General features: G+C 69.2%; 19 protein-coding genes and 3 pseudogenes. 12 read left to right on the top strand and 10 right to left on the bottom strand.

What is annotated here, in order from left to right:
* Positions 1-73, bottom strand: a pseudogene (locus DID98_RS27395) (hydrolase); the annotation flags it as partial.
* A 300-nt stretch (positions 74-373) separates the two neighbouring features.
* Between DID98_RS27395 and DID98_RS27390 the strand changes: the two are divergent.
* Positions 374-1,267, top strand: a complete 894-nt coding sequence (locus DID98_RS27390) for a LysR substrate-binding domain-containing protein (RefSeq protein WP_124523821.1) — start codon at positions 374-376, stop codon at positions 1,265-1,267.
* A 54-nt stretch (positions 1,268-1,321) separates the two neighbouring features.
* Here DID98_RS27390 and DID98_RS27385 read toward each other — a convergent pair whose 3' ends face one another.
* Positions 1,322-3,175, bottom strand: a complete 1,854-nt coding sequence (locus DID98_RS27385; protein ID WP_124523819.1) for a sulfatase-like hydrolase/transferase — start codon at positions 3,173-3,175, stop codon at positions 1,322-1,324.
* Between the two features lie 127 nt (positions 3,176-3,302).
* Between DID98_RS27385 and DID98_RS27380 the strand changes: the two genes are divergently transcribed.
* Both DID98_RS27380 and DID98_RS27375 read left to right on the top strand, forming a co-directional pair.
* Complete coding sequence (locus DID98_RS27380) at positions 3,303-4,325, top strand: LysR family transcriptional regulator (RefSeq protein ID WP_260426300.1); 1,023 nt, start codon at positions 3,303-3,305, stop codon at positions 4,323-4,325.
* Between the two features lie 265 nt (positions 4,326-4,590).
* On the top strand, positions 4,591-6,840 hold the full coding sequence (locus tag DID98_RS27375; protein ID WP_124522980.1) for a bifunctional diguanylate cyclase/phosphodiesterase: 2,250 nt from the start codon (positions 4,591-4,593) through the stop codon (positions 6,838-6,840).
* A gap of 4 nt (positions 6,841-6,844) precedes the next feature.
* Here the strand turns inward: DID98_RS27375 and DID98_RS27370 are convergent, their stop codons facing one another.
* From DID98_RS27370 to DID98_RS27360, 3 genes are all read right to left on the bottom strand, one after another.
* Positions 6,845-7,936, bottom strand: coding sequence for a diguanylate cyclase domain-containing protein (locus DID98_RS27370; RefSeq protein WP_124488875.1), 1,092 nt, complete (start codon positions 7,934-7,936; stop codon positions 6,845-6,847).
* Positions 7,937-7,991: 55 nt separating this feature from the next.
* Complete coding sequence (locus DID98_RS27365) at positions 7,992-8,996, bottom strand: chemotaxis response regulator protein-glutamate methylesterase (RefSeq protein ID WP_044843909.1); 1,005 nt, start codon at positions 8,994-8,996, stop codon at positions 7,992-7,994.
* A gap of 382 nt (positions 8,997-9,378) precedes the next feature.
* The gene (locus tag DID98_RS27360; RefSeq protein ID WP_039357299.1) at positions 9,379-9,603 is read right to left on the bottom strand and encodes a hypothetical protein; all 225 of its coding nucleotides are present in this window, start codon (positions 9,601-9,603) and stop codon (positions 9,379-9,381) included.
* A 378-nt stretch (positions 9,604-9,981) separates the two neighbouring features.
* Between DID98_RS27360 and DID98_RS27355 the strand changes: the two are divergent.
* From DID98_RS27355 to DID98_RS27340, 4 genes and pseudogenes are all read left to right on the top strand, one after another.
* A pseudogene (locus DID98_RS27355) lies at positions 9,982-10,098 on the top strand (5-oxoproline transporter, DUF969 family subunit); the annotation flags it as partial.
* A pseudogene (locus DID98_RS27350) lies at positions 10,083-10,292 on the top strand (5-oxoproline transporter, DUF979 family subunit); the annotation flags it as partial. The pseudogenes DID98_RS27355 and DID98_RS27350, both read left to right, overlap by 16 nt.
* 10 nt (positions 10,293-10,302) lie before the next feature.
* Positions 10,303-11,334 (top strand): DUF2891 domain-containing protein, encoded by a 1,032-nt coding sequence (locus tag DID98_RS27345; protein ID WP_124523815.1) that lies wholly within the window; start codon positions 10,303-10,305, stop codon positions 11,332-11,334.
* 154 nt (positions 11,335-11,488) lie between these two features.
* Complete coding sequence (locus DID98_RS27340; protein ID WP_124488872.1) at positions 11,489-12,553, top strand: asparaginase; 1,065 nt, start codon at positions 11,489-11,491, stop codon at positions 12,551-12,553.
* A gap of 75 nt (positions 12,554-12,628) precedes the next feature.
* On the opposite strand, the gene DID98_RS27335 is transcribed toward DID98_RS27340, so the two are convergent.
* Entirely contained in the window at positions 12,629-13,603 is a 975-nt protein-coding gene (locus tag DID98_RS27335; RefSeq protein ID WP_044843913.1) for a LysR family transcriptional regulator, read from the bottom strand.
* Between the two features lie 156 nt (positions 13,604-13,759).
* Here DID98_RS27335 and aspA point away from each other — a divergent pair, with 156 nt between their 5' ends.
* Complete coding sequence (aspA, locus tag DID98_RS27330; RefSeq protein WP_124488871.1) at positions 13,760-15,166, top strand: aspartate ammonia-lyase; 1,407 nt, start codon at positions 13,760-13,762, stop codon at positions 15,164-15,166.
* A gap of 101 nt (positions 15,167-15,267) precedes the next feature.
* A complete protein-coding gene (locus tag DID98_RS27325; RefSeq protein ID WP_124522976.1) occupies positions 15,268-16,767 on the top strand; it encodes an amino acid permease in 1,500 nt (499 codons plus the stop codon).
* Between the two features lie 33 nt (positions 16,768-16,800).
* On the opposite strand, the gene DID98_RS27320 is transcribed toward DID98_RS27325, so the two are convergent.
* A complete protein-coding gene (locus DID98_RS27320; RefSeq protein ID WP_124523813.1) occupies positions 16,801-17,490 on the bottom strand; it encodes an alpha/beta hydrolase in 690 nt (229 codons plus the stop codon).
* A 262-nt stretch (positions 17,491-17,752) separates the two neighbouring features.
* Between DID98_RS27320 and DID98_RS27315 the strand changes: the two genes are divergently transcribed.
* The gene (locus DID98_RS27315) at positions 17,753-17,995 is read left to right on the top strand and encodes an antitoxin (RefSeq protein ID WP_124522972.1); all 243 of its coding nucleotides are present in this window, start codon (positions 17,753-17,755) and stop codon (positions 17,993-17,995) included.
* A 15-nt stretch (positions 17,996-18,010) separates the two neighbouring features.
* On the opposite strand, the gene DID98_RS27310 is transcribed toward DID98_RS27315, so the two are convergent.
* Positions 18,011-19,498: an aldehyde dehydrogenase gene (locus DID98_RS27310; protein ID WP_124522970.1), complete on the bottom strand. Its 1,488-nt coding sequence runs from the start codon at positions 19,496-19,498 to the stop codon at positions 18,011-18,013.
* Between the two features lie 28 nt (positions 19,499-19,526).
* Complete coding sequence (locus tag DID98_RS27305) at positions 19,527-20,123, bottom strand: thioesterase family protein (RefSeq protein WP_124522968.1); 597 nt, start codon at positions 20,121-20,123, stop codon at positions 19,527-19,529.
* A gap of 261 nt (positions 20,124-20,384) precedes the next feature.
* Between DID98_RS27305 and DID98_RS27300 the strand changes: the two genes are divergently transcribed.
* Positions 20,385-21,515 (top strand): porin, encoded by a 1,131-nt coding sequence (locus DID98_RS27300; protein ID WP_124522966.1) that lies wholly within the window; start codon positions 20,385-20,387, stop codon positions 21,513-21,515.
* 43 nt (positions 21,516-21,558) lie between these two features.
* Positions 21,559-22,950: an FAD-binding oxidoreductase gene (locus DID98_RS27295; RefSeq protein ID WP_124523810.1), complete on the top strand. Its 1,392-nt coding sequence runs from the start codon at positions 21,559-21,561 to the stop codon at positions 22,948-22,950.
* Between the two features lie 97 nt (positions 22,951-23,047).
* On the opposite strand, the gene DID98_RS27290 is transcribed toward DID98_RS27295, so the two are convergent.
* Positions 23,048-25,177 carry an acetate--CoA ligase family protein gene (locus DID98_RS27290; protein WP_124523808.1) on the bottom strand — a complete coding sequence of 710 codons (2,130 nt, stop codon included), beginning with the start codon at positions 25,175-25,177 and terminating at the stop codon, positions 23,048-23,050.
* Positions 25,178-25,190 lie beyond the last annotated feature (13 nt).

The raw sequence follows: 25,190 nt of genomic DNA, 5'->3' as shown, positions 1-25,190 counted from the left end.
TGACGATGAACGCCGCGTTCTGCGGGGTGAGCAGGTGGTCGTTCGCGGGATCGCGAATCGGTTCGCTTGCCATGGTTGCCTCCAGAGACAGGACAGGAAGTGAGAGAAATCCCGAGGGTCCAGGATGGGCGGCCGCGGCGTCGGGATCGTCGTCGCGGCGGGGCGCCCGTGCTGTCGCACACGTCCGATGCGGTGCGCGCGGCGGGCGAATGCTCCAAGCTTAGTCAATCGATTCGGCACGCGAGGCACCCGTCAGGGAAAATCTACGCTCGCGTTCGCGCAATCGATCCACAACGAAGAAAGATGCTATTCGCGCAACAACCGAGCTTCCAGTCCCTTAGACTGCCGTCAGTGTTCTATGGGTGGAACAATCATGGATGACCTGAACGACCTCTACTATTTCGTGAAGGTGGTCGAGCACGGCGGCTTCACGCAGGCGGGGCGGGCGCTGGATGTCCCGAAGTCGACGCTGAGCCGGCGCATCGCCGCGCTGGAAGCGCACTACGACGTGCGGCTGCTGCAGCGGACGACGCGTCATTTCACGGTCACGGAAACCGGCCGCGAATTCTACGAACGCTGCCTCGCGGTGCTGGTCGAGGCCGACGCGGCGCGCGAGGTGATCGAGCGCCGGCACGCGGAGCCGCGCGGGATCGTCCGCGTGAGCTGCCCGACCGCGCTGCTCGAATATCGCGTGAGCGAGCTCGTCGCGCGCTTCATGGCGATCCATCCGGCGGTACACGTGCATCTCGAGGCGACGAACCGCCGGGTCGACCTGCTGAGCGAAGGCTTCGACCTGGCGCTGCGCGTGCGTTTCCCACCGCTGGAGGACAGCGACCTCGTGATGCGGATTCTCGGCGACAGCCCGCAGCGGCTGGTGGCCGCGCCGCAGTGGCTGGCCGGACGCACGGTGCCGGTCGACCCGGCCGAGCTGGCCGGCGAGCCGAGCCTAGACTGGGGGCCGCCGCGGCAGCACGTGTGGCAGCTGGTCGGGCCGAACGGCGAGCAGGCGCAGCTGCGCCATCATCCGCGCTACATCTCCGACGACATGCACGCGTTGCGCGACGCGGCGATTCATGGCGTCGGCATCGTCCAGTTGCCGTGCATGGTCATCGAGGACGACCTGCGCGACGGCACGCTGATCGACGTGCTGCCGGGGTGGGCGCCGAAGGGCGGCGTGATTCACGCGGTGTTCCCGTCCCGGCGCGGGCTCCTGCCGCGCGTGCGGCTGCTGATCGACTTCCTCGCCGAACACATCCGCAAGGACTGACGGCGGTGGGGCGCCGTCATCGGACGGCGCCTTTCGATCACGCCTTCCGCGCCGTCAGTGATGCTTGCGGATCTGCACCTGCACCTTTCCGTCGCGGATCGGCATCACATCGGGGCTGTCGTCGCCGACTTCGCTCGCGATCAGGTCGTTCAGCCGGCCGTTCATCGCGAGCAGCAGCTCGCCTTGCTGCTTGCGGTCCCGCGCGAGATTGTGCATTTCGGCCGGATCGTTCGCGACGTCGAACAGCTCGACGTCGTTGCGCGCGAACAGGTCCTCCAGCGTCGTCGGCCGGTTGAACTCGAGCGGTGAGAAATAGCGCGTGAACCGATAACGGCCGTCGTACACGCTGCGGATCGTGCCGCGCAGCCGGAAGTCGGGCTGCTGCGCGAGCGCGCGACGCAGCAGCGCGTCCTCGGGCACGCCTTTTTGCCGCAGCGCGGTCAGCTCCTTGAGCATCCATTCGCTGTCGTAGTAGAGCAGCATCGCGTAGTTGAACAGCGTGGCGTCGCGTGCCGCGTGCAGCTTCGCGTCGGCCGGCTTCGCGAGCCAGCGCGTGAGGTCGTGGCCCTTGAGCGCGTCGCCGCGGATCGACGCGGCGCGCGCGGTGTCGATGCCGGTCAGCCCGAGCAGCGTCGGCGCGATATCGATGTGCGACGTCAGCGCATCGCACTGCGTGCCGCCCGGATACGCGGGATGGCGGATCACGAGCGGCACGTGGTTCTGCGGCTGATACGCGGTCGCGCCCTTGCCGACGAGCTGGTGGGCGCCGACGTGATCGCCGTGGTCGGCCGTCATCACGACGATCGTGCGCTCTTCGAGGCCGAGCGACTGCAACGACTGCAGCAGGCGCACGACGTGCGTGTCGCAGTCGCGGATGCAATTGAAGTAGTTATCCTGGTAAATGCGCAGGCGTTCGTCGGTGAACGGATAGCGGCCGACGAGGTTCGCATGCGCGGCATTGAACATCCCGTGCGCGGCCGGTCGTCCGGGCGCGTCGTACGGCTGCCGGCGCGACGCCGCGAGCGGCACGTCGCGCCACGACGTGCGATACAGCGCGTCGTCGGGCGGTGGCGCGTTGCCGAGCATCGGATGGTTCGCGTCCTGCACGGCCGAGCCGTTCGTGTCGGTGTTCACGAACATCACGTCGTGCGGATTGACGAGGTTCACCGCGAGGAACCACGGCTTGCCTTCCTTCTCGAGCCGCGGCGCATGGTTGCGCATCCAGCTCACCGCGGCCTCGGTCGTGATGCCATCGTATTGATAGCCGCCGCGCACCATCCCGATCAGATCGCCGACGCCGAAGTAGTCGTCGAAGCCGTACGCGCGGATCGTGCGGTTGTAGTCGGCCACCGGCGCGGTGTACGGGCTCGTGGTTTCGTGCATCGTCGCGCTCAGGTGCCACTTGCCGAGATACGCGGCGTAGTAGCCGGCGTCGCGCAGCATGTGGCCGACGGTGCGCACGTCCGGCGACATGTCCTTCTGCCAGGGCATGCCCGCGTTGTCGAGCACGCCGGTGTGCTGGATGTGCTGTCCGGTGTAGACGGTGGAGCGCGACGGCGAGCACACGCACGCGGCGATCTGGTGGCGCGTGAACGTGATGCCGTCGCGGCGCAGCGCTTCGCGGCCCGGCGCGGGAAACGGCCAGCGGTCGAAGTGGCGCTCCTGGTCGGTCAGGATGAACAGGATGTTGTAGCCGGCGGGCGGCGCGGCGGGTGCCGTCGCCGCGCCGTGAAACGCCGGCGCGGGCCCGGCGTCGCCGCTTGCCGCGGCTGCCGGGGCGGCCGGCACCGCGTTGGCCGTGCGAGCGTCCGCGCCGAAACCGGCCGCCGCGACCGCCGCGCCGGCGAGCTTGAGGAACTGGCGCCGGGCCGCGGGTGCGCCGGCGGTGGGGTCCTGATCGTCTTTCACGTCGTCGTCTCCTGTTCGTGCCGGCGCGCGCCGGGGGTTTTCATGCCGACGACTATGCGGCACGATCGCGTATCGATCGATGAAAGATCGCGATCGATCGATAACCCCCGGAACATGAATGACGGAGATGTCAGTGACTTTCGCGACCCGCGGCCCGGGCGGCCGCCTTGCGCCGGACCCGCTCGCGCCGCCCGGCGCGCCGGCCCACGACCCGCGCATCGCGCAGGCGCTGCGCCGGCTGCGGCTGCGCGACCTCGAGACGCTCGACGCGCTCGCCCGCACGCGCAGCTTCGCGCGCACGGCCGAGGCCGCGTCGATCACGCAGCCGGCGCTGTCGAAGTGGCTGCGCGAACTCGAGGCGTCGCTCGGCCTGCTGCTGTTCGAGCGCACGTCGCGCCGCGTCGCGCCGACCGCGTACGGCGATGCGCTGCTCGAATGCATCGGCCGCGTGCTGACCGACTTGCGCGGCGTCGCGCCCGCGTTCGACGCGTTGCGCACCGGCGCCGGCCGCCCGGTGTCGATCGGCCTGCTGCCGAACATGGCGCCGCAACTGATTCCGGGCGTGCTCGCCTGGCTGCGCGACGCGGGGCGCGCGGTGCAGCTCAACGTTCGCGAGGACACGCTCGACCGGATGCTCGCGCAGGCGCAGCGCCACGAACTCGACCTGCTGGTGTGCCGGCTCGACGTGTCGGCGCTGCGCGCAGGGCTCGAGATCGCGCCGCTCTATCGCGACGACATGATCGTCGTGTGCGGGCCGCGCCATCCGCTGCTGCGGCGCCCGCGAGTCGGCTGGCGCGACGCGGCGGCGTTTCCGTGGATCGCGCCGCCGCTCGGCTCGCCGGCGCGCACGGCGCTCGATGCCGAGTTCGCGAAGGCGGGCCTCGCGCCGCCGGTCGTGATGATGGAATCGGTGTCATGGCAGACCAACCGCGCGGTCGCCGAACAGACGCCGTGCCTGTTCGTGCAGTCGGCCCGCGCGTTCGGCATGGCGGCGGCCGCCGGCGAGCGTGTCGGCCGCTTGCCGCTGAAGCTGTCGACGATGCCCGACACGGTCGGCGCGCTGTTCGCGGCGCCGGCGGGCGCGTCGGTGGCGGCCGCGATCGACGCGCTGAAGGCGGTCACGCGCGAGCCGCCGGGCGGGCACGCGTGAGGCGCCGCGCGCGCCAACCGTCTGATGAATCGGGCGCCGCCACGCGCGTCGCCGCGCATGCGGGGCGCGACCGCGCGTAAGCCCTGATGCACGCGGATGCGCGGGGCCGCGCGGATTGGTGTTAAATGTATTTTGGTACGCGTCGCGACGCGCGCTCTTGGGGACGCACCGGGCTCTCGTAAACCCGGAGCGATGAAAAAACGGCACGAAGAATCGCTACGAATCGGGCGCACCAGACCCGGTCGAACTGACGGCAGGATTCATCTTGAATACCGAACCGCAAAGTTCTCGCTACAGTCTCGGCCTCGCAGCGGAAGTGCTCGCATCCGAGCAAAGCGTGCTGAGGCTGATCACACGCAATACACCACTGCCGGAACTGCTCGTCGAGGTCTGCCGGCGCGCCGAGGCGCTGCTCGGCGACGGCGCGTCGTGCACGATCCTGCTGCTCGACGCGGACGGCGTGCACGTGCACGTCGGTGCCGCGCCGTCGCTGCCCGTGCAGTACAGCGCGGCGATCGACGGCGCATCGATCGGGCCCGCCGCGGGCTCGTGCGGCACGGCGATGTACGAGCGCCGGATGATCGCCGTCGAAGACATCGAAACCGATCCGCTGTGGGCCGCCTACCGTTCGTTCGCGTTGCCGCACGGCCTGCGCGCGTGCTGGTCGGTGCCGTTCCTGGACGATACGGGCACCGTGCTCGGCGCATTCGCCGTCTATCACCGTACGCCGCGGCGGCCCACCGACACCGAAACCGACCTGCTGCGCGATATCGGCAACAGCGTCGGCCTCGCGGTGCACCAGGACTGGATCGCGCGGCAGCTCGCGCGCAGCGAGGAACATCACCGCCTGGTCGTCAACAGCCTGAACGAAGGGATTCTCGTGGTGTCGCGCGACGGCATGGTGATCGCGAGCAATCCGAGCGCGAACCGGATGATGCGTGCGAAGGGCGACCTCGTCGGCCGCCGGCTGTCGACGGTGATCCTGTACAAGCTGCGCGAGGACGGCACACCGCTCGCGCCCGACGACTGGCCGAGCCGGCTCGCGTTCACCACGGCCATGCCGCAGCTCGACTACTCGGTCGGCTTCGGGCTCGCCGACGGCGACGTCATCTGGGTGCGCGGCAACGCGGTGCCGATCGTGAAACCGGGCGAGACGCAGCCCGAATCGGTGCTCGTGTCGTTTCACGACATCGGCCCCGTGCGCGAAGCGCAGCAGCAACTGCGCTACCTGGCGACGCGCGACGCGCTGACGGGCCTCTACAACCGGCGCTGGCTCTCCGAACGGATGCGCGAGCTGTTCGGCGCGCGCGAGGCGGCGGCCGGGCCTGCGCATGTCGCGATCCTGTTCCTCGATCTCGTCGGCTTCAAGAAGGTCAACGACACGGCCGGCCACGAGGCCGGCGACGCGCTCTTGCGCAGCGTCGCGGCGCGCCTCGCGGCCTGCGCGGGCGGGCGCCACGCGCTCACGCGCGTCGGCGGCGACGAGTTCGTGATCCTCGTCGACCACTGCGACGATCCCGACGAGCTGGCCGTGCTCGCGCGCGAGGTGATCGACACGATCGCGCAGCCGTTCGAGATCGCGAACAACGAATACTGGCTCGGCGTGTCGATCGGCATCAGCGTCGCGCCGCGCGACGGCGACGATTCGGTCACGCTGATGCGCAACGCCGACTCCGCGATGTACGACGCGAAGCAGCGCGGCCGCAACCACTTCACGTTCTTCACCGCGCAGCTGAACCAGCGCCTGCAGCGCCGCTTCGCGATCGAGCAGTCGCTGCGGCGCGCGTTCTCGTCGGACATGCTGCGGCTCGCGTACCAGCCGGTCGTCGACGCGCGCAGCGGCCGCACGGTCGGCGCCGAAGCGTTGCTGCGCTGGACGAGCCCCGAACTCGGGCCGATGTCGCCGGCGGAATTCATTCCGGTCGCGGAAGATACCGGGCTGATCGTCGCGATCGGCCAGTGGGTGCTCGAAACGGCCTGCCGGCAGGCCGCCGAATGGCGCCGCACGATCGCGCCCGACCTGACGCTCGCGGTCAACCTGTCGCCGCGGCAGTTCCACGAGGGGCTCGTCGAGTCGGTCTACCACTGCCTCGCGCAGACGCAGCTCGATCCGGGGGCGCTCGAACTGGAGATTACCGAAGGACTGCTGATGAACGACACGGACACCGTGCTGCCGATGCTCGAAGCGCTCACGGACATGAACGTGCGGATCTCGGTCGACGATTTCGGCACCGGCTACTCGTCGCTCGCCTACCTGAAGCGTTTCCCGCTGCACAACCTGAAGGTCGACCGTTCGTTCGTATCGGGCGTGCCCGATCATCGCGACTCGGTCGCGATCACGCAGGCCGTCGTCGCGATGGCGCATTCCCTCGGGATGAAGGTCACCGCGGAAGGCGTCGAGACCCAGGCGCAGTCGTGGTTCCTGCAGCAGATCGGCTGCGACATGCAGCAGGGCTACCTGTTCGGCCGGCCGCTCGATCCGACCGATTACGCGCGCCGGCTCGTCACCGTGTAGGCATTCAGGCGAAACCGCCGCCGGCCGGCGGAACCGGGGGCGCCGGCGGCGCGTCGATCTCGACGCGATTCTTGCCGTCGTGCTTCGCGCGATACAGCGCGCGATCGGCCGCCTCGATCAGAGCGGTGGTCGGCAGGCCGGGGGCCGGCACGATGCTCGCGCCGCCGATGCTGATCGTCACGTAGCGGCCCGTCGACGCGTGCACATGCTCGAGCCGCAGCGACTCGACCGCGAGGCGGATCTTCTCGCCGAGCAGCCGCGCGGCGCCCGGCGACGTGGCCGGCATCACGACCGCGAACTCCTCGCCACCGAAACGCGCGGCGAGATCGCCGGACTGCCCGAGACAGCGTTCGATGGTCGTCGCGACCTGCTTGAGCACGCTGTCGCCCGACACGTGGCCGTACGTGTCGTTGTACAGCTTGAAGTTGTCGACGTCGATCATCAGCAGCGACAGCTCGCTGCGCTCGCGCGTGCCGCGCCGCCATTCGGCGGCCAGGTATTCGTCGAGATAGCGGCGGTTCGACAGCCCGGTCAAGCCGTCCGAGTGCGTGAGGCGCCGCAGTTCGAGATTGGCCTCGAGCAGTTGCTGCTGCGATTGCCGCAGCGCGCGGTAGGCCTCGTCGCGCTGCAGCAGGTTCATGTACGAGCGCGAGTGATAGCGGATCCGCGCGACCAGTTCGATGCGGTCGGGCAGTTTCACGAGATAGTCGTTCGCGCCGGCCGCGAACGCGGCGCTCTTGATCACCGGCTCTTCCTGCGTCGACAGCACGATGATCGGCACGTCACGCGTCGCCGGATTCGCGCGGTATGCCTTCACGAGGCTCAGCCCGTCGATGCCGGGCATCACGAGATCCTGCAGGATCACGGTCGGCCGCGTCTCGATCGCGGTCGCCAGCGCGTCGTCCGAGCGCGGGCAGTAGTGGAAGTCGATGCCGTCCTCGTCGACGAGCGCGCGCCGGATGGCTTCCGCGACGATCGTCTGGTCGTCGACGAGCAGGACCATCGCGGGGGTGTCGGCGTGCGGCGTGGGCGGCACGTGCAAGGCGTCGAACGCCGCCTGCAGGCTGCCGGGCGGGCGGGTGAGGTCGCTGGTCATGATTGATGCAGGGTCGCGCCATGGCTGCGACGGGTGGGACAGGGTTTCATTGGGTTCAGATTCGCGCGAGTGCCGCCAGCTCGCCCGCGATGCGCTCGAGCGGCAGGATCGCGCGGGCCGCGCCGAGCGTCGCGGCCGCCTTCGGCATGCCGTAGACGGCGCTGGTCGCCTCGTCCTGCGCGATCGTGTGATAGCCCTTCATCCGCAGGGCCTTCAGGCCGATCGCGCCGTCGCGTCCCATGCCGGTCAGCAGCACGCCGATCACGCGGCCCGGCCAGTGCTCGGTCAGGCTGTTGAAGAACACGTCGACCGACGGCCGGTACGGCGTGGCGGCCGGTTCGCGCGTGTATTCGAGCGTGCCGGTGCGCGTGATGCGCAGGTGATCGTCGGTCGCCGCGAGCAGCGCGACGCCCGGCTGCGGGCGGTCACCTTCGTGCGCGACGCGCACGGTCAGCGGCGTCTGGCCGTCGAGCCATTGCGCCATGCCTTCGGCGAACGCGCGATCGACGTGCTGGACGATCACGATCGGCGCGCTGAAGTCGGCCGGCAGGCTGCCGAGGATCGACGCGAGCGCGCCGGGGCCGCCGGCGGACGCGCCGATCGCGATCAGCGGGCCGCCGCCCGTGCGCGAGGCCGTGCCGGCCGCGCGGACACCGCCGGGCGCGTCGAGCAGGCGGCCGATCTGGTCTATCTTGGCGAGCAGCAGCCGCGCGGTGTCGCCGGCCGCGTCCTCGCCGAGGCGAGGCGTATCGACCGCGTCGAGCGCGCCGGCACCCATCGCTTCGAACACGCGCCATGCGTTCGCGCCGATGCAGCTCGTCACGATCAGGATCGCGCACGGGCGGGCGGAACGCATGATGCGCCGCGTCGCCTCGATCCCGTCGCACTTCGGCATGACCAGGTCCATCAGCACGACGTCGGGCGGTTGCGCGGCGCACAGTTCGACGGCTTGCGCGCCGTCGGTCGCGACCCACAGCACGCGATGCTCGGGCCGGCGCGCGAGCGCGCGGCGCATCGCCTCGACGGCAAGCGGGAGGTCGTTGACGATGCCGATATTCACAAGCGGGATGCTCCGGTCGGTTCGTAGTGTTGGGTATGGGCCGGGTTCATGAAAGGCAGTGCCGGTTCGGCGCCGCCGAACGGCATCGGCGGGCGCGCGGCACGGGATTCTTTTCGATTGGCGACGTCCGCATGCTGTCATGCGGCGCGAGCGGCGGCAATCGAAAAAATTGCGCATTGCGTCGTTTCAGACCCTTTTCTCTATTCCGGGGCGACATTTTTTGCCGCCCGCGAAGGCGGACGGCGATCTGCGGGACGATGCGGCAGTGCGGAAACCCGTTGCCGGCGCGTTCGTTTCGGCGGGAAACGGGCGGGCGCATGCGCGGGCATCGGCGAGCCGGCCGCGCAGGCCGGCGCACCGCGCCCGGGGCGCGTTCAGTCGATCAATGGCTGCGCGCGTACCCCTGGATCAGCGCGCGCATCATCCCTTCGACGGTTGCGTCGAGCAGGTCGGCCTCCTGCTCCGATTCCTCGACGAGCGCGGCATAGGCGGTCGCGAGCGTCACGCGGTCGACTTCGTGGCGTTGTTCCATCAGCGTCACCATCCCGTCCTTCGCCAGATGAGCGGAGAACGCGCGGCTGCCGATGGTCTGGAATACGTCAATCATGGCGGCTCTCCCGAACGTTGCCGATGCCTTCCAGTTTAGTCGGCGCACCGGCGCTCCGCCATGCGCGGCGGGCGCGCGGGCCGCCCGCGGTTCGCGCGGCGCAAGCGTGCATGCCGCGCGCGCCGCCGTTGCCGCCCGCTGCCGACCGCTCGGGCCGCACACGGTCGAAACGCCGCTGACACACTTCTGGCACACGGCTGACATACGGCAGGCACAAGGCCGGCGCACGGTAGTACCGGTTTCAACGTTTGGCCGAAGCCTTAAATTGTCGACTTTTTATCGATAAAATCTGGTGTTGGATTTTGCGGCCTGAACCCGGTCGAAACCGGGCGGACAGCACGTCGTCACGGCGCCGCGCATCCAACACAAGGAGGAGCAATGCTGGTGCTGATTGGCGTGCCGATCGTCGTGATCGGTTTCGCGCTGCGCTTCAACGCGCTGCTGGTGGCGACGATCGCGGGCCTGGCGATGGGGCTGGCGGGCGGGATGCGATTCTCGGCGCGATCGGGATGCTGAGCGGCTTCTGCGGTACGCTGATGACGCCGATGGCCGCGAACTTCAACATCGTGCCGGCCGCGCGGCTCGAACTGAAGGACAAGAACGGCGTGATCGAGGCGCAGTGGCCGACCGCCGTGCTGCTGCTGGCCGTCAACACGCTGCTGATGTACGCGTTCGTATTCCGCTTCTGACGAGATGCCCATGACCGACCGACTGACCCCCGAACTCGCCTCGAAATTCGCGTCGCTCGCGCTCGCGCACCTGACCCGCGAATATCCGAACAGGCTCACCCATTCGCTCGAAGGCCCGCACGACGTGCAGGGGCCGCGCGCATTGCACCCGATCTTCTACGGCAGCTACGACTGGCATTCGTGCGTGCACGGCTACTGGCTCGTGCTGCGCGTGCTCGAACGCTATCCGGCGTTGGCGGAAGCCGAGCGGATCATCGCCGTCGTCGACGCGCATTTCACCGACGCGAACGTCGCCGGCGAACGCGCGTATCTCGCGCTGCCGCACAACAGCGGCTTCGAGCGGCCGTACGGATGGGCGTGGCTGCTGGCGCTGTCCGCGCAGCTGGAGCGGCTCGCGCTGAAGGGCGTGGTGCCGCAGGCCGCCCGCTGGGCGAAGACGATCGCGCCGCTCGCCGACCTGTTCGTCGCGCGCTTCGAGACCTTCCTGCCGAAGGCGACCTATCCGCTACGGGTCGGCACGCACTTCAACACCGCGTTCGCACTGGCGCTCGCACTCGACTTCGCGCGCGCGACGCAGCGCGACGGGCTCGCGGCGCTGATCGTCGATACCGCGAGACGCTGGCACCTGAACGATGTCGCGTGCCAGGCGTGGGAGCCGTCGGGCGACGAGTTCCTGTCGCCCGCGCTGATGGAGGCGGAGCTGATGCGGCGCGTGCTGCCGGCGGCCGAATTCGACGGCTGGTTCGCGCGTTTCCTGCCGGATCTCGCGCGCGGCGAGCCCGCGACGCTGTTCGTGCCGGCGACGGTCAGCGACCGCAGCGACGGCAAGATCGCGCATCTGGACGGCTTGAACCTGAGCCGCGCGTGGTGCCAGCGCGCGCTGGCCGGCGCGCTTCCGGAAGGCGATGCGCGACGCGCGAGGCTGCTCGATGCGGCCGACCGGCATCTCGCGAGCGCGCTCGCGCACGTGGCCGGCGATTACATGGGCGAGCACTGGCTCGCGACGTTCGCGCTGCTGGCGATCGAAGGCTCCGTGTACTGAATCTGTCAGGTTTTCGTGGGGGCCGATGGCTTTGCATCCGGCGCAATACCACTTTCCACCGGCCGACCGGCTCGACCCGGCGGCAGACTCGATACACTGCCGTACCGGTTGCACGGGCCCCGGCATTCAGGCCCCGACGAAGGAGACAAGACAGATGGACACCCAACGCGCAGCGGTCGTGACGTACCGCGGCAAGGCGATCGAGAACAAACACGTCGCCGACGTGGCGGTGGTGGATGCCGGCGGCAAGCTGCTGTTCCGGCTCGGCGATCCGTACCGGATGACGCTCGCGCGCTCGGCGGCGAAGCCGGCCCAGGCGCTGTCCGTGATCGAGACGGGCGCGCCCGAGCGGTTCGGTTTCGACGACGCGGACATCGCGTTGATGTGCGCGTCGCACAGCAGCGAGGAGCGGCACATCGCGCGCACGCGGGCGATGCTGGAGAAGGTCGACGCGCAGGAGTCGGATCTGCGGTGCGGCGGGCATGCGCCGCTGTCGGACGCGGTGTACCGGTCGTGGATCAAGCGCGACTACACGCCGACCGGCGTCTGCAGCAACTGTTCGGGCAAGCATGTCGGGATGCTGGCCGGCGCGCGGGCGATCGGCGCCGCGATCGCCGACTACCATCTGCCGGAGCATCCGATGCAGGTGCGCGTGAAGCAGGTGGTCGCCAACGCGTGCGGCCTGCGCGACGACGAGGTCGACTGGGCGATCGACGGCTGCAACCTGCCGACGCCGGCGTTCCCGCTCGATCGCCTCGCGCGTCTTTACGCATCGCTGGCCGACGGCGCGGATACGGTGGCAGCCGGCGGCGCCGCGGCGACCGGTCGCGTGCGCGCGCTGGCGCGCATTCATCATGCGATGACGGCCCATCCGGAGCTGGTCGCCGGGGAAGGGCGCTACTGCACGGTGCTGATGGATGCGTTCGACGGGCAGGTCGTCGGCAAGCTCGGTGCGGATGCGTGCTACGGGATCGGCGTACGCGCATCGGCGCGCACGCGGGCGCTCGGCGCCGACGGCGCGCTCGGCCTCTCGGTGAAGATCGAGGACGGCAACATCGACGTGCTGTACATGATGGTCAGCGAACTGCTCGAGCGACTGCAGATCGGCACGGACGCGCAGCGCGCGCGGCTCGCCGCGTTCCACCGGCCGCGGATGCTGAACACGCAGGGTGTCGAGATCGGGCACGCGACGTTCCCGTTCGAATTGCAGCCGGCCTGACGGGCGTCGGCGCACCGATGCCGAGGGCCGCGGTGCGCAGCGGCGCCGCGTTGCCGGCCGGCGCGACGGCAGCCGCTACGCGCCCGCGTCGCGAATCTTCGCCAGCTCGACTTCCGACAGCTCGCCGATGTGCGCGAGATGCTCCATGAGGAAGTCCTTCAGCACGCGCAGCTTCGCCGAGCTGCGCCGGTTCGACAGATACGCGATGTAGATGTAGTCGCCCGTCAGCTTGTTCTGCAGCCGGTAGCGCGGCAGCACGGCTTCGAGCCGACCGCTCGCGAGCAGGTCGCGCACCAGCCAGATCTCGAATTCGGCGATGCCGAGCCCCGCGCAGGTCGCATCCAGCAGCAGTTCCGAATGATCGGTGACGAGGTTGCCGGCCGGCAGCACGCTGTGCCGCGCGTCGCCGCGCACGAGCTCCCAGCGCGGATCGCCTTCCGGGTGCACGTAGCGCAGGCAGTTGTGATGCCGCAGGTCGTCCGGCGTCGCGGGGCGCCCGCAGCGGTCGAGATAGCCGGGCGTCGCGCACAGGATGCTGTCGTTGCGCGACAGCCGGTGGACGACCAGGTTGTCCAGGTAGTTCTCGCCCTCGTGAATGTCGAGGTCGAAGCCGCCGGCGACGAGGTCGTTGTGGTTGTCGGTGAGCCGCACGTCGAGCTGGATCGTCGGGTAGCGTGCGAGAAACGGCGCGATCAGCGGCGCGAGGTGGCGGCGGCCGAACCCGACCGGCGCGGTGAGCTTCAGCGGGCCGCTCGGCTGCGAATTGAGCTCGGCGACGACGCGCAGCGTGTCGTCGAGATCGGCGATCAGCGTGACCGCGCGTTCCAGGTAGATGTGGCCGGCCTCGGTCAGCGTCACGCTGTGCGTCGAGCGATGCAGCAGCGCGACGCCGAGCGCGTCCTCGATCGCCGTGATCTTGCGCGCGACGGTGGACGTCGACACGTGCATCTCCTTCGCGACCGCGGAAAAACTCCCCATTTCGACGACCCGCACGAACGCGCGCATCGCGCCGAGGTGATCGATGCCGGTGTCTCTTGCCATTGTTTTCATTCGTCTCTCGCTGTTGCGTCCCACGCAAAACCGCTTTCGATAATACAGAGGCGAGCTTCTTTATGCAAAGGCATAGAATGCGATCCCGTCGCACGGGGAAGCGGTGAACGCAGCCGCCTGGCCGCGGCGGCACGAGACATTTCAGGAGGGGCACCCATGACGGAAAACGGCTTCCGCGTCGAAGCGGATCTCTTAGGGAAACGAAGCATTCCGGATTCGGCGTACTACGGCGTCCATACGCTGCGCGCGAAGGAGAACTTCGACATTTCGGGGCGCACGATCGCGTCGCTGCCGTACCTCGTCATGGCGCTCGCGGCGGTGAAGGAAGCCGCGGCCGACGCGAACTGCGAGCTCGGGCTGCTGCCGCACGCGTATCGCGACGCGATCGCCGCCGCCTGTGTCGAGATCCGCGAAGGTCGCCTGCACGACCAGTTCGTGGTCGACATCATCCAGGGCGGGGCCGGCACGTCGACCAACATGAACGCCAACGAGGTGATCTGCAACCGCGCGCTCGAGATCATGGGGCACGCACGCGGGCAGTACGAATACCTGCATCCCAACGAGCACGTCAACCTCGCGCAGAGCACGAACGACGTCTACCCGACCGCGATCCGGATCGCGACCTGCTTCGCGGTCGAGCATCTGCTCGACGCGATGGCGCGCCTGCGCGATGCGTTCGCGGAGAAGGCCGACGCGTTCTCGGATCTGTTGAAGCTCGGCCGCACGCAGTTGCAGGACGCCGTGCCGATGACGCTCGGCCAGGAGTTCTCGACCTACGCGGTGATGGTGACGGAAGACATCGCGCGCCTGCAGGAAGCCGGCTTGCTGATGCGCGAGATCAATCTCGGCGCGACCGCGATCGGCACCGGCATCACCGCGCATCCGCAGTACGCGGAGAAGGCGCTGGCCGCGCTGCGCCGCATCACCGGCCTGGACCTGAGCACCGCGCCGAACCTGATCGAGGCGACGCAGGACTGCGGCGCGTTCGTGCAGGTCTCCGGCGTGCTGAAGCGGATCGCGGTCAAGCTGTCGAAGATCTGCAACGACCTGCGGCTGCTGTCGAGCGGCCCGCGTGCCGGCTTCGGCGAAATCAACCTGCCGCCGGTGCAGGCCGGCTCGTCGATCATGCCGGGCAAGGTGAACCCGGTGATTCCGGAAGTCGTGAACCAGGTTGCGTTCGAAGTGTTCGGCAACGACCTGACGGTGACCTTCGCCGCCGAGGCCGGCCAGCTTCAGCTCAACGCGTTCGAGCCGGTGATCGCGAGCGCGCTGTTCCGCAGCTTCGGCCATCTGACGGCCGCCTGCACGACGCTCGCGGACCGCTGCGTGAGCGGAATCACCGCGAACCCCGAGCGGTTGCGCGAAACGATGGAGCGGTCGGTCGCGCTCGCGACCGCGCTGAACCCGTACATCGGCTACAAGCGCGCGACCGCCGTGGCCGCCGAGGCGCACGCGAGCGGCAAGTCGATCCGCGAAGTCGTGCTCGATCGCCAGCTGATGACCGCCGCGCAACTGGACGAGGCGCTGCAGCCCGAAGCGCTGATCCGTCCGCGCGCGTACTGACTCCGGCCGCGCGGCGCCGGCGCCTGCCGCCGGCGGCCCGCGCGCGGCCGTTCCCGAGCGCCCGTCGACGGGCGCAACACATCAAGAAACGGAGACACACCATGAAGCACGCCAGCGAGCGCGCGGCCGACCCGGCCGGCGGCGCGGACCCCCGTCACGCCGATCGCGATGCGATGTTCGCGTCGCACGAAGCCGGCTATGCGCAGCACCTGAAGCCCCGACACGTGCAGATGATCGCGATGGGCGGTGCGATCGGCACCGGCCTCTTTCTCGGCGCGGGCGGCCGCCTGCAGAGCGCGGGGCCCGCGCTGGCCGTCGTGTATCTCGTGTGCGGCGCATTCGCCTTCCTGATCATGCGCGCACTCGGCGAGCTCGTGATGCACCGGCCGACCAGCGGCTCGTTCGTGTCGTACGCACGGGAGTTCATGGGCGAGCGCGCGTCGTTCGTCGCGGGCTGGATGTACTACCTGAACTGGGCGACCACCGGCATCGTCGACATCACCGCGGTGGCGATCTACATGAAGTACTGGGCCGTGTTCACCGACGTGCCGCAGTGGGTGTTCGCGCTCGGCGCGCTGGGGATCGTGTCGGTGATGAACATGATCGGCGTGAAGGTGTTCGGCGAGATGGAGTTCTGGTTCTCGATCGTCAAGGTGGGGACGCTCGCGCTGTTCCTCGCGGTCGGCGCCGTGTTTCTCGCGAGCGGCCATCCGGTTGCCGGGCAGATGCCGGGGCTGCACCTGATCGCGGATCACGGCGGGATCTTCCCGCACGGGATCCTGCCGGCGGTGCTGATCGTGCAGGGCGTCGTGTTCGCGTATGCGAGCATCGAGCTCGTCGGCGTCGCGGCGGGCGAGACCGCCGATGCGCGCAAGGTGCTGCCGAAGGCGATCAACAGCGTGATGTGGCGCATCGCGCTGTTCTACGTCGGCTCCGTCGTGCTGCTGACGATGCTGCTGCCGTGGACCGCATACAGCGCGCACGAAAGCCCGTTCGTCACGTTCTTCAGCAGGCTCGGCGTGCCGTACGTCGGCACGGTGATGAACGTCGTGGTGCTGACCGCCGCGCTGTCGAGCCTGAACTCCGGCCTCTATTCGACCGGGCGCGTGCTGCGTTCGCTCGCGATGGGCGGCTCGGCGCCGCGCTTCGTGTCGCGGATGAACGCGCGCGGCGTGCCGTACGGCGGGATCCTGGTCACGGTCGCGGTCAACGCGATCGGCGTGCCGCTGAATTACATCGTGCCGGCGCAGGCGTTCGAGATCGTGCTGAACATGGCGTCGCTCGGGATCATCACGACCTGGGGCTTCATCGTGATGTGCCAGATCCTGTTCCGCCGCGCGGTCAATCGCGGCGAGCTGAGCCCCGTGTCGTTCCGGATGCCCGGCGCGCCGTTCACGTCGTGGCTCACGCTCGGGTTCCTGGTCAGCGTGCTGGTGCTGATGGCGTTCGATTACCCGGGCGGCACGTGGACCGTCGCGATGATTCCCGTGGTCGTGCTCGCGCTGGTGGTCGGCTGGAAGCTGGCCAAGCGCGGTGCCGCGCGAGAGGCTGCTGCCGAGGCTGGCGTGCCGATCGTTGCCGATCCGGCGAGCAACGTCTGACGGCAGGCCCGGGCGGGCGACCGCCCGGTGCGATCAATTCAACCCGGCGCGTGCGCCGACCCAGCGGCTGAAGTCGCCGGCCATCTGCGCGGTCAGCTCGTGGCCGGCGTCATAGAGCTGCGTGTCGTGCGCGACGCCGAGCGCCGTCAGCTTCGCGTCGGCCGTGTTCGCCCACGCGACCGGCAGCTTGTCGTCGAAGCGGCCGTGCATCACCAGCGCGTGCAGCGGGCTCAATGCATCGCGCGACGCGATCAGCGGATCGATCTCCGGCAGGATGCGCCCGCACAGCACCGCGAACGCGGCGACGTCGGCCGGCGAGGTGAGACCGACGCTCGCGCTCATGATGCCGCCCTGGCTGAAGCCGGCGATCACGGTCGGCAAGGCGGCGGGTTCGTTCCCGGTGTCCCGCGCGCGCAACGCGCGCAGCAGCGCGATCAACTGCACACGGCTCTCCTCCGCGCGGGCCGCATCGATTTCCGGGCCGTTCGGGCCGAAGCGCACCGGAAACCACGCGTGCTGGCCGGGGCCGAACGTCAGCGGCCCGCGCACGAACGCGATTTCGACGCGCGGATCGATCGTGGCGGCCAGGTTCAGCAGGTTGGTTTCGTTGCCGCCGACGCCGTGCAGCAGCAACAGGCGGCCCGCGGGGCGGCCGGCGGCCGGGCGCAGCCGGTAGTGGAGGCCGGATTCGGGGTCGGTGGTCAGCGGCAGGACATCGGTCATTGCGTGGGTCCGGTGGGGGAGTGATCCGATAGTCTAGAACGCGCGGACGGGGAGATGAATCGCCGGATGGTGATTGATTGTTTCCTGTTGGGAATGAATGTGGAGCCAGAACGTCCGATATTGGGTACGGCTACGTGTGTCCCGTCGCGAGCAAATTTCCCGAGAGGCGACCGTTCATCACCAATATGTCGACCGCACGACTCGCCGCCGCGACCCACAGTCGGCAAAATATCCACGTTTTGTCGATGCATGGAGTGTCGAGATGGAGACCGCCAAGATTTTCGAGCATGATGGATCGCAGGCTGTTTGCTTGCCGAAGGATTTCCGCTTCGATACCACGGAGGTCCGGATTCGGCGGCACGGCGCGTCTGTCATCCTCGAGCCCGTGCCGCAAGGCTGGGCGTGGTTGACGCCACTGATCGGCCCGGTTGATGCCGATTTCGAGGAAGCTGCGACAACCGAGCCCGCCGCTCATGAATGCTCCGGGCCGGACGTGTTCGAATGAAGTTTCTGCTGGATATCACCGCAACCGGATCACCGTCGACTTCAACTCCGTGTACTTCTCCAGCGCGTGCAATGAGTTGTCGCGCCCGTTGCCCGATTCCTTGAAGCCGCCGAACGGGAAGTTCATGTCGTCGGTTTCCTCGTAGCCGTTCACCCACACCGTGCCGGCCCGCAGCCGCCGCGCGGTTTCGTGCGCGGTCGTCAGGTTCGCGGTCCACACCGACGCCGCGAGCCCATAACGCGTGTCGTTCGCGAGCGCGACAGCCGTATCGAGATCGTCGAACGCCGTCACCGCCAGCACCGGCCCGAAAATCTCCTCGCGCACGATCCGCGCATCGGCCCGCGGACAGTCGAACACGGTCGGCTCGACGTACTGGCCGCCGCTCGCGGCGCGCGCGCGCCGGCCGCCCGCGAGCAGCGTCGCCTCGTCACGGCCGGCATCGACGTAGCCGAGCACGCGCTCGACCTGGGCGGCGTCGATCAGGCTGCCCATCCGCGTGTCGGGCGACAGCGGATCGCCGGGCGCATACTCGGGCGCGATCGCGAGCACGCGCGCGACCAGTTCGTCGCGGATCGCGCGATGGACGAGCAGGCGCGAACCCGCCGTGCACATCTGCCCGGTGTTGTAGAACACCGCATGCGCGACGGTGCGCGCCGCGCGTTCGAGATCGGGGCAATCGGGCAGCACGATCTGTGGCGACTTGCCGCCGAGTTCGAGCCATACGCGCTTCAGGTTCGAATCGGCCGCGCAGCGCGCGACTTTATGGCCGACCGCGGTCGAGCCGGTAAACGCGATGCAGTCAACGTCCGGATGCCGCGCGAGCGCTTCACCTGCATCGCCGAACCCCGGCAGCACGTTCAGCACGCCGGCCGGCAGCCCGGCCTGCACGGCCAGCGCGGCGAGCCGCAGCGCGCTCAGCGGTGACTTCTCGGACGGCTTGAGCACGACGCTGTTGCCCGCCGCGAGCGCGGGCGCGCATTTCCACATCGCGATCATCGCGGGGAAATTCCACGGCACGACAGCCGCGACCACGCCGATCGGCTCGCGCGTGACGAGCCCGACGAGATGCGCGTCGGCCGGCGCGACCTCGCCGCCGGTCTTGTCGATCGCCTCGGCGAACCACTCGGCGCAATACGCGGTGGACGGGATGTCGATCGTGGTCGTATCGCCGATCGGCTTGCCGGTGTCGAGCGTTTCGAGCAGCGCGAGATCGTCCGCGTGCTCGCGGATCAACGCGGCCCAGCGCAGCAGCACGCGCTTGCGTTCGCGCGGCGATGCGTCGCGCCAGATGCCGCTTTCGAACGCGCGCCGCGCGGCGGCGACCGCGAGGTCGGCGTCGGCCGCGCGGCAATGCGCGACCGGCGCGAGCACGCGGCCGTCGATCGGGCTCGTGCATGTGAAGGTGGCGCCGTCGTGCGCGTCGCGGAACGTGCCGTCCACGAACGCGCGGGAAGCGATGTCGAGCTGGCCAGCGCGGCTGCGCCAGGCGTCGTGCGTCTGCATGGGAAAACTCCGTCGTGGTTCGGCTTGGTCAGCGGGAAGTGGAAGCAGCGGAAGCAGCAGGGGCCGCGCGGCGGATCGCGATCGCACGGCCCGCGTGCGGCTCGCGCGGCGCGCGCGCATGCTCGGCGTGAATCGCGTCGAGATGCCGGCGGATCGCGTCCGGAAACGGCGCCGAGCGTTTCGCGCGCATGTCCACGTGCGTGAGCAGCTGTTCGCCGGTCGCGAGTTGCGCGCCGGTCGTCGCGTGATGCATCGAATGGAACACGTGCAGCCGGCGATCGTCCAGGTCGAGCAGCCGCACCGTGAGCCGCAGCGGCTCGCCGAGCATCGCTTCGCGCAGGTGGCGGATGTGCGTTTCCGCGGAATAGATCGAGCAGCCGGCGTCGCGATAGTCGTCGTCGATGCCGAAGTAGCGGAAGAACGCATCGCTGCTGTCGCCGAACACGAGCAGGTAGCACGACTCGCTCATGTGGCCGTTGTAGTCGACCCACTCGGGCTGCACGATGCAGCGATGCAGTTCGAGCGGCGTCGCGATCGGCGCGGCCGGGTCGTACGGGCGCGACTTCTGTCCTTCGTAGGCCGAGCGCAGGCGCGGCTCGGCGGCGGGGCTGAGGGTGGTCGTCATCCAGTGCACTCCGAGGTTCGGAACGGGCCCGCACGTCATCCGCGGGGCTGCCGGTCGATGTTATGACGGGTTGAACGTTTTTTCAATAATGAAATCGCCGATGGGTGTAAACACCGGTGCATCCGTTCTCGTCAATCGATTGAACATTCATTCAGCAAAACCTATACTCGCCAGCGCCGCGGTGCCGAAGCGAAGCAGGCGGGCGGCGTTCACGCACAACGAAAATCGAGCCGCCGCGCGCGGCAACCGGAGACACCGAAAATGAAGAAGCGCTTCCTGCTGGCCGGCATGATGTCGGTGATGGTCCACGGCTACGCCCATGCCCAGAGCAGCGTGTCGCTGTACGGGATCATCGACGGCGGCATCACCTACGTGAACAACACGGGCGGCGCGCATGCGTACCTGTTCGACGACGGCGTGTCGTACGGCAACCGCGTCGGCCTGATGGGCACCGAGGATCTCGGCGGCGGCAACAAGGCGGTGTTCAAGCTCGAGAGCGGCTTCCGGCTCGGCACCGGCAGGCTGAACCAGGGTGGCGCGATGTTCGGGCGGCAGGCGTACGTCGGGCTCGGCAACGACTGGGGCACGCTGACGTTCGGTAATCAGTACGACTTCGCATTCGACTTCACGGCCGCGTACAACGTCAGCGCGTTCGGTAGCGGCTACGGCGTGCATCTCGGCGATTTCGACCGCCAGAGCGGGGACCGGCTGCAGAACGCGGTGAAATTCGTCAGCAACAGCTTCCACGGGCTCGTGGTCGGCGGCATGTATTCGTTCAGCAACGACGCGGGCAGCTTCCATGACGGGAGCGCATGGAGCGTGGGCGCGAGCTACACGCACGGCGATTTCTCGGCGGGCGGCAACTACACGCGGCTCAACGCGCCACGCCGGCTTGCCGCGCTCGATCCGTATGCGCAGATGGGCGTGCGGACGATGCTCGGGCAGACGGTCGCGACGGTCGACCCGGCGACGGGCGCCGTCACCGACCTGCACGATTCGACGCCGTTCTCGATCGATTCGCAATCGATCTTCGGTGTCGGCGCGTCGTACACGTTCGGCAAGCTGACGCTGAACGCGGACTTCAGCAACACGACGTTCAAGGGCTACGGACAATCGTCGACGATGCGCGTGTACGAAGCGGGCGGCCTGTACCAGGCAACCGTGCCGCTGTCGCTCGTCGCGGGCTATCAGTACACGACGTTCGAAGGTCATCACTGGCACGAAGTCGCGCTCGGCGCGCATTACGCGCTGTCGAAGCGCACCGACGTGTATGCGGCGGTCGACTGGATGCGTGCATCGAACGGCGTCGACGCGGTGATCGGCTACAGCTTCACGCCGTCGACGAGCCGCACGCAGGCCGCCGCGCGCATCGGCATGCGGCACAATTTCTGATCCTCACTCGCTCCCGGGCCGGGTTCGGCCGGCCCCGTCGATCATGTCCGATCCTTCCTTGAACGGCGACGTCGTCGCCGCGCTGCGCGACGCACTCGGCGCCGATTGCGTCAGCGTGGGCGACGCCATCGGCGCGCGTCATTTCACGAACTACGGCGAAGCGGCCGGCCCGCGGCCGCGTGCGTTGGTGCGGCCGCGCAGCGTCGACGATGTGAGCCGCGCGCTCGCGATCTGCACCGCGCATCGTCAGACGGTCGTGCCGCAGGGCGGAATGACGGGGCTCGCGGCCGGCGCCGGGCCCGGTGCGCAGGACGTCGTGCTGTCGCTCGAACGCATGAAGGGCGTCGTCGAGATCGATGCGGACGCGGCCACCGTCACCACATGGGCCGGCACGACGCTGCAGGAGCTGCAGCAGGCAGTGGACGACGCGGGATTCGCGCTCGGCATCGATCTCGGCGCGCGCGGCTCGTGCCAGATCGGTGGCAACGTCGCGACCAATGCGGGCGGCAATCGCGTGATCCGCTACGGTACGACGCGCGAGCAGGTACTCGGCCTCGAGGTCGTGCTGACCGACGGCACCGTGCTGAGTTCGCTGAACAAGATGCTGAAGAACAACGCGGGTTACGACCTGCGGCAGATTTTCGTTGGGAGCGAAGGCACGCTCGGCGTCATCACGCGCGTCGTGCTGCGGCTGCATCCGCGGCTCGCCGCGCCATCCACCGCGTTGTGCGCGGTGCGCGATACGGCGGCGGCGCTCGCGCTGCTGCGCGACGCGCGTGCCGCATGCGCGGACTTGCTGAGCTTCGAGGCGATGTGGCCGGCGTTCTACGGCTACGTGTGCGCGCATACGCCCGGCACGCACGCGCCGCTGCCGGCGGACGGCGGCGTCAAGGTGCTGATCGAATGCGCGAGCGGCGATGCCGCGCAGACGGCCGAACGGTTCGAAGCGGTGCTGGCCGACTGGCTCGAACGCGGGCTGATCGACGATGCGGCGCTCGCGCAGACCGCGGCCGATGCGCAGGCCTTCTGGACGGTGCGCGAAGGGCTCGCGATCGACGATCTCCCCGGCGTCGTCAATTTCGACGTCGGCATTCCGCCGCGCGCGACGGAGAAGTTCATCGACGCGTGCGAGCGCGCGCTGAACGCACGCTGGTCCGGGGCGCACGTGTTCTTCTTCGGCCACCTCGGCGACAGCAACCTGCATGTGTGCGTTTCCGCGCCGTATGCGACGGGCGAGGGCGCGCACGACGTCGACGCGGTGTTGTATCCGCTCGTGCGCGATGCGGGCGGCTCGGTGTCGGCCGAGCACGGGATTGGCCGCTACAAGCGCGACTGGCTCGGTTGTTCGCGCAGCGACGTCGAGATCGCCGCGATGCGACGTCTCAAGCATGCATTCGATCCGTTCGGACTTCTGAATCCCGGCAAGGTGATCTGAACGGCGGAGCGTTCTTCGCTTTCGACGGACGGCTCGGCAATCAGGCAGCGGCCCGCTCGCGCATCACGCAAGCGGGCCGCCGCGTTTCAGGCCGGCATCACGCGTCGAGCCGCACCAGCGCATCGACGGCCACCGCACCGCGTTCCATCACCAGCAGCGGATTGACGTCGAGTTCGACGAGTGTGTCGGCATGCGCCTGTGCGAAGCGTGCGATCGCCATCACGTTCGCGACGACCGCATCGAGATCGGCCTTCGGCCGCCCGCGATAGCCGGTCAGCAGCGGGCCGAGCTTCAACCCGAGCAGTGCGTCGCGCACGTCGCTTTCGCGCACCGGCAGCAGCAGCGTCGCGGTGTCGCGGATCAGTTCGACCAGCACGCCGCCGGTGCCGAGCACCAGCGCGAGACCGAAATTCGGCTCGCGCTTCACGCCGACGATCAGCTCGAGCAGCGGCGCGTCGGCCATCTTCTCGACGAGGATGCGTTCGACGTGCACATCCGGCGCATGACGCGCGACCTGTTCGGTCATTCGCACGACGGTCGCGGCGACGGCTTCGGGCGAGCCGAGCTTCAGCGCGACCGCGCCGGCCTCGGTCTTGTGCGGCAGGCGATCGCTGACCACTTTCACGCAGACCGGAAAGCCGAGCCGCTGCGCGGCGGCCGGCGCATCGGCGGGCGCGACGCATTCGGCCGGCGGCACGTCGAGCCCGTGCGCAGCCAGCATCCGCTTGCTCGCCCATTCGTCGTGCAGCGTCGCGGTGCCGTGGCCGCCGTCGCCCGCGCGCAGCACCGGCAGCGCGTTCAGCGCGTCGGCGTCGAGCACGCGGCGGCGCGTGTCGCCGTAGGCCATCGCCGCGCCGATCGCAGCGATCCCGTCGGCCAGCCCCTGCAGCGGCGCGACGCCGGCGGCGGCCATGCGGGCCGCGTGATCGGGCGGCGTCAGGTCCGGAAACACCGAAATCACGGCGCCGACCACGCCGTGCTGGCGTGCGGACGCCGCGAACGCGTCCGCGGCGATATCGCACAGCGGCCGCTCGCCGGTCGCTTCCTGCGGATAGTCGAGGATCATCGCGGCGGCGCCCGGGCGATCGGCGAGCAGCGCGTCGCAGCACGCGCGCATCTTGTCGGGGTCGCCCCACGGCGTGGTCGTGAAGTCGAGCGGGTTCGCGATCGTCGCGTACGCGGGCAGCACGTTGCCGAGCGCGTCGCGGCCGGCATCGCCGACCGGCGGAAAAGCGATGCCGCGCGCTTCGCCGAGATCGGCGACGAGCCCCGCATCGCCGCCGGACGTCGCCAGCGCGGCGAGCGTGCGGCGCTCGGGCACGCCTGCGATCGCGAGCAGCTTCAACGTCTCGACGAGGCCGACCGGGTCCTTCACGCGAATCACGCCGAGCCGCCGGAACAGCGCGTCGTACAGCGCGTCCGAGCCCGCGAGCGAACTCGTGTGGCTCATCGCGAGCTGCGCGCCGAGCGTCGACGTGCCGCTCTTCAGCGCGACGATCGGCACGCCGCGCGCGAGCGCGCGGGCCGCGGCCTCGCTGAACGCGCGCACGTCCTTCAGCCCTTCGAGGTGCACGCCGATCGCGCGGATGCGCGGATCGTCGACGAACGCATCGACGAGGCGCGCGATGTCGACCGACGCCTGGTTGCCGACGCTCGCGAGATACGCGAACGGCACCGAGCGCGCGCTCATCGACAGGTTGTATGCGAGGTTGCCGCTCTGAGTGATCACCGCGACGCCCGATTCGACGCGCGGCGCGCAATGCGCGACCGGCCACAGCGCGCTGCCGTTCAGCCCGTTGATCAGGCCGTAGCAATTCGGGCCGAGCACGGCCATGTCGCCGGCCGCGTCGACCAGCGCCTGCTGCAGCGCGGCGCCGTCGGCGCCCGTTTCGGAGAAACCCGACGCGTAGACGATCGCGCCGCCGGCGCCGCGTGCGGCGAGCGCGCGCACGACGTCGATCGCCTGGCGCGCGGGCACCGCGACGAACACGGCGTCCGGCGCGGCGGGCAGGTCGGCGACGCTCGCATGGCAGCGCACGCCGTCGATCTCCGCATGATTCGGATTGACGAGCCGGATGTCGCCGGTATAGCCGTAATCGCGACAGCGCTGCACGGCGCCCGCGATGCCGCGTCCGCCGACGAACGCGATGCTGGCCGGGTCGAGCAGCCGGCGCAGATTGGTCGCCGCGGCCGCGCGGTGATCCCTGACTGCGGGAGAGGAAGTCATGAAAGGTCCTTTC

This window comes from Burkholderia sp. Bp8984 (assembly GCF_003853755.1).
Lineage (GTDB): Bacteria > Pseudomonadota > Gammaproteobacteria > Burkholderiales > Burkholderiaceae > Burkholderia.
This window is presented reverse-complemented; position numbering and strand designations above follow the sequence as displayed.

Bases quoted from the DNA above. Each gene is read 5' to 3' on its own strand.
- aspA (WP_124488871.1), top strand. From the start codon at position 13,760: ATGACGGAAAACGGCTTCCGCGTCGAAGCGGATCTCTTAGGGAAACGA.
- DID98_RS27370 (WP_124488875.1), bottom strand. From the start codon at position 7,936: ATGACCAGCGACCTCACCCGCCCGCCCGGCAGCCTGCAGGCGGCGTTC.
- DID98_RS27305 (WP_124522968.1), bottom strand. From the start codon at position 20,123: ATGACGACCACCCTCAGCCCCGCCGCCGAGCCGCGCCTGCGCTCGGCC.
- DID98_RS27345 (WP_124523815.1), top strand. From the start codon at position 10,303: ATGACCGACCGACTGACCCCCGAACTCGCCTCGAAATTCGCGTCGCTC.
- DID98_RS27300 (WP_124522966.1), top strand. From the start codon at position 20,385: ATGAAGAAGCGCTTCCTGCTGGCCGGCATGATGTCGGTGATGGTCCAC.
- DID98_RS27360 (WP_039357299.1), bottom strand. From the start codon at position 9,603: ATGATTGACGTATTCCAGACCATCGGCAGCCGCGCGTTCTCCGCTCAT.
- DID98_RS27380 (WP_260426300.1), top strand. From the start codon at position 3,303: ATGTCAGTGACTTTCGCGACCCGCGGCCCGGGCGGCCGCCTTGCGCCG.
- DID98_RS27295 (WP_124523810.1), top strand. From the start codon at position 21,559: ATGTCCGATCCTTCCTTGAACGGCGACGTCGTCGCCGCGCTGCGCGAC.
- DID98_RS27315 (WP_124522972.1), top strand. From the start codon at position 17,753: ATGGAGACCGCCAAGATTTTCGAGCATGATGGATCGCAGGCTGTTTGC.
- DID98_RS27290 (WP_124523808.1), bottom strand. From the start codon at position 25,177: ATGACTTCCTCTCCCGCAGTCAGGGATCACCGCGCGGCCGCGGCGACC.
- DID98_RS27340 (WP_124488872.1), top strand. From the start codon at position 11,489: ATGGACACCCAACGCGCAGCGGTCGTGACGTACCGCGGCAAGGCGATC.
- DID98_RS27325 (WP_124522976.1), top strand. From the start codon at position 15,268: ATGAAGCACGCCAGCGAGCGCGCGGCCGACCCGGCCGGCGGCGCGGAC.
- DID98_RS27390 (WP_124523821.1), top strand. From the start codon at position 374: ATGGATGACCTGAACGACCTCTACTATTTCGTGAAGGTGGTCGAGCAC.
- DID98_RS27320 (WP_124523813.1), bottom strand. From the start codon at position 17,490: ATGACCGATGTCCTGCCGCTGACCACCGACCCCGAATCCGGCCTCCAC.
- DID98_RS27335 (WP_044843913.1), bottom strand. From the start codon at position 13,603: ATGAAAACAATGGCAAGAGACACCGGCATCGATCACCTCGGCGCGATG.
- DID98_RS27310 (WP_124522970.1), bottom strand. From the start codon at position 19,498: ATGCAGACGCACGACGCCTGGCGCAGCCGCGCTGGCCAGCTCGACATC.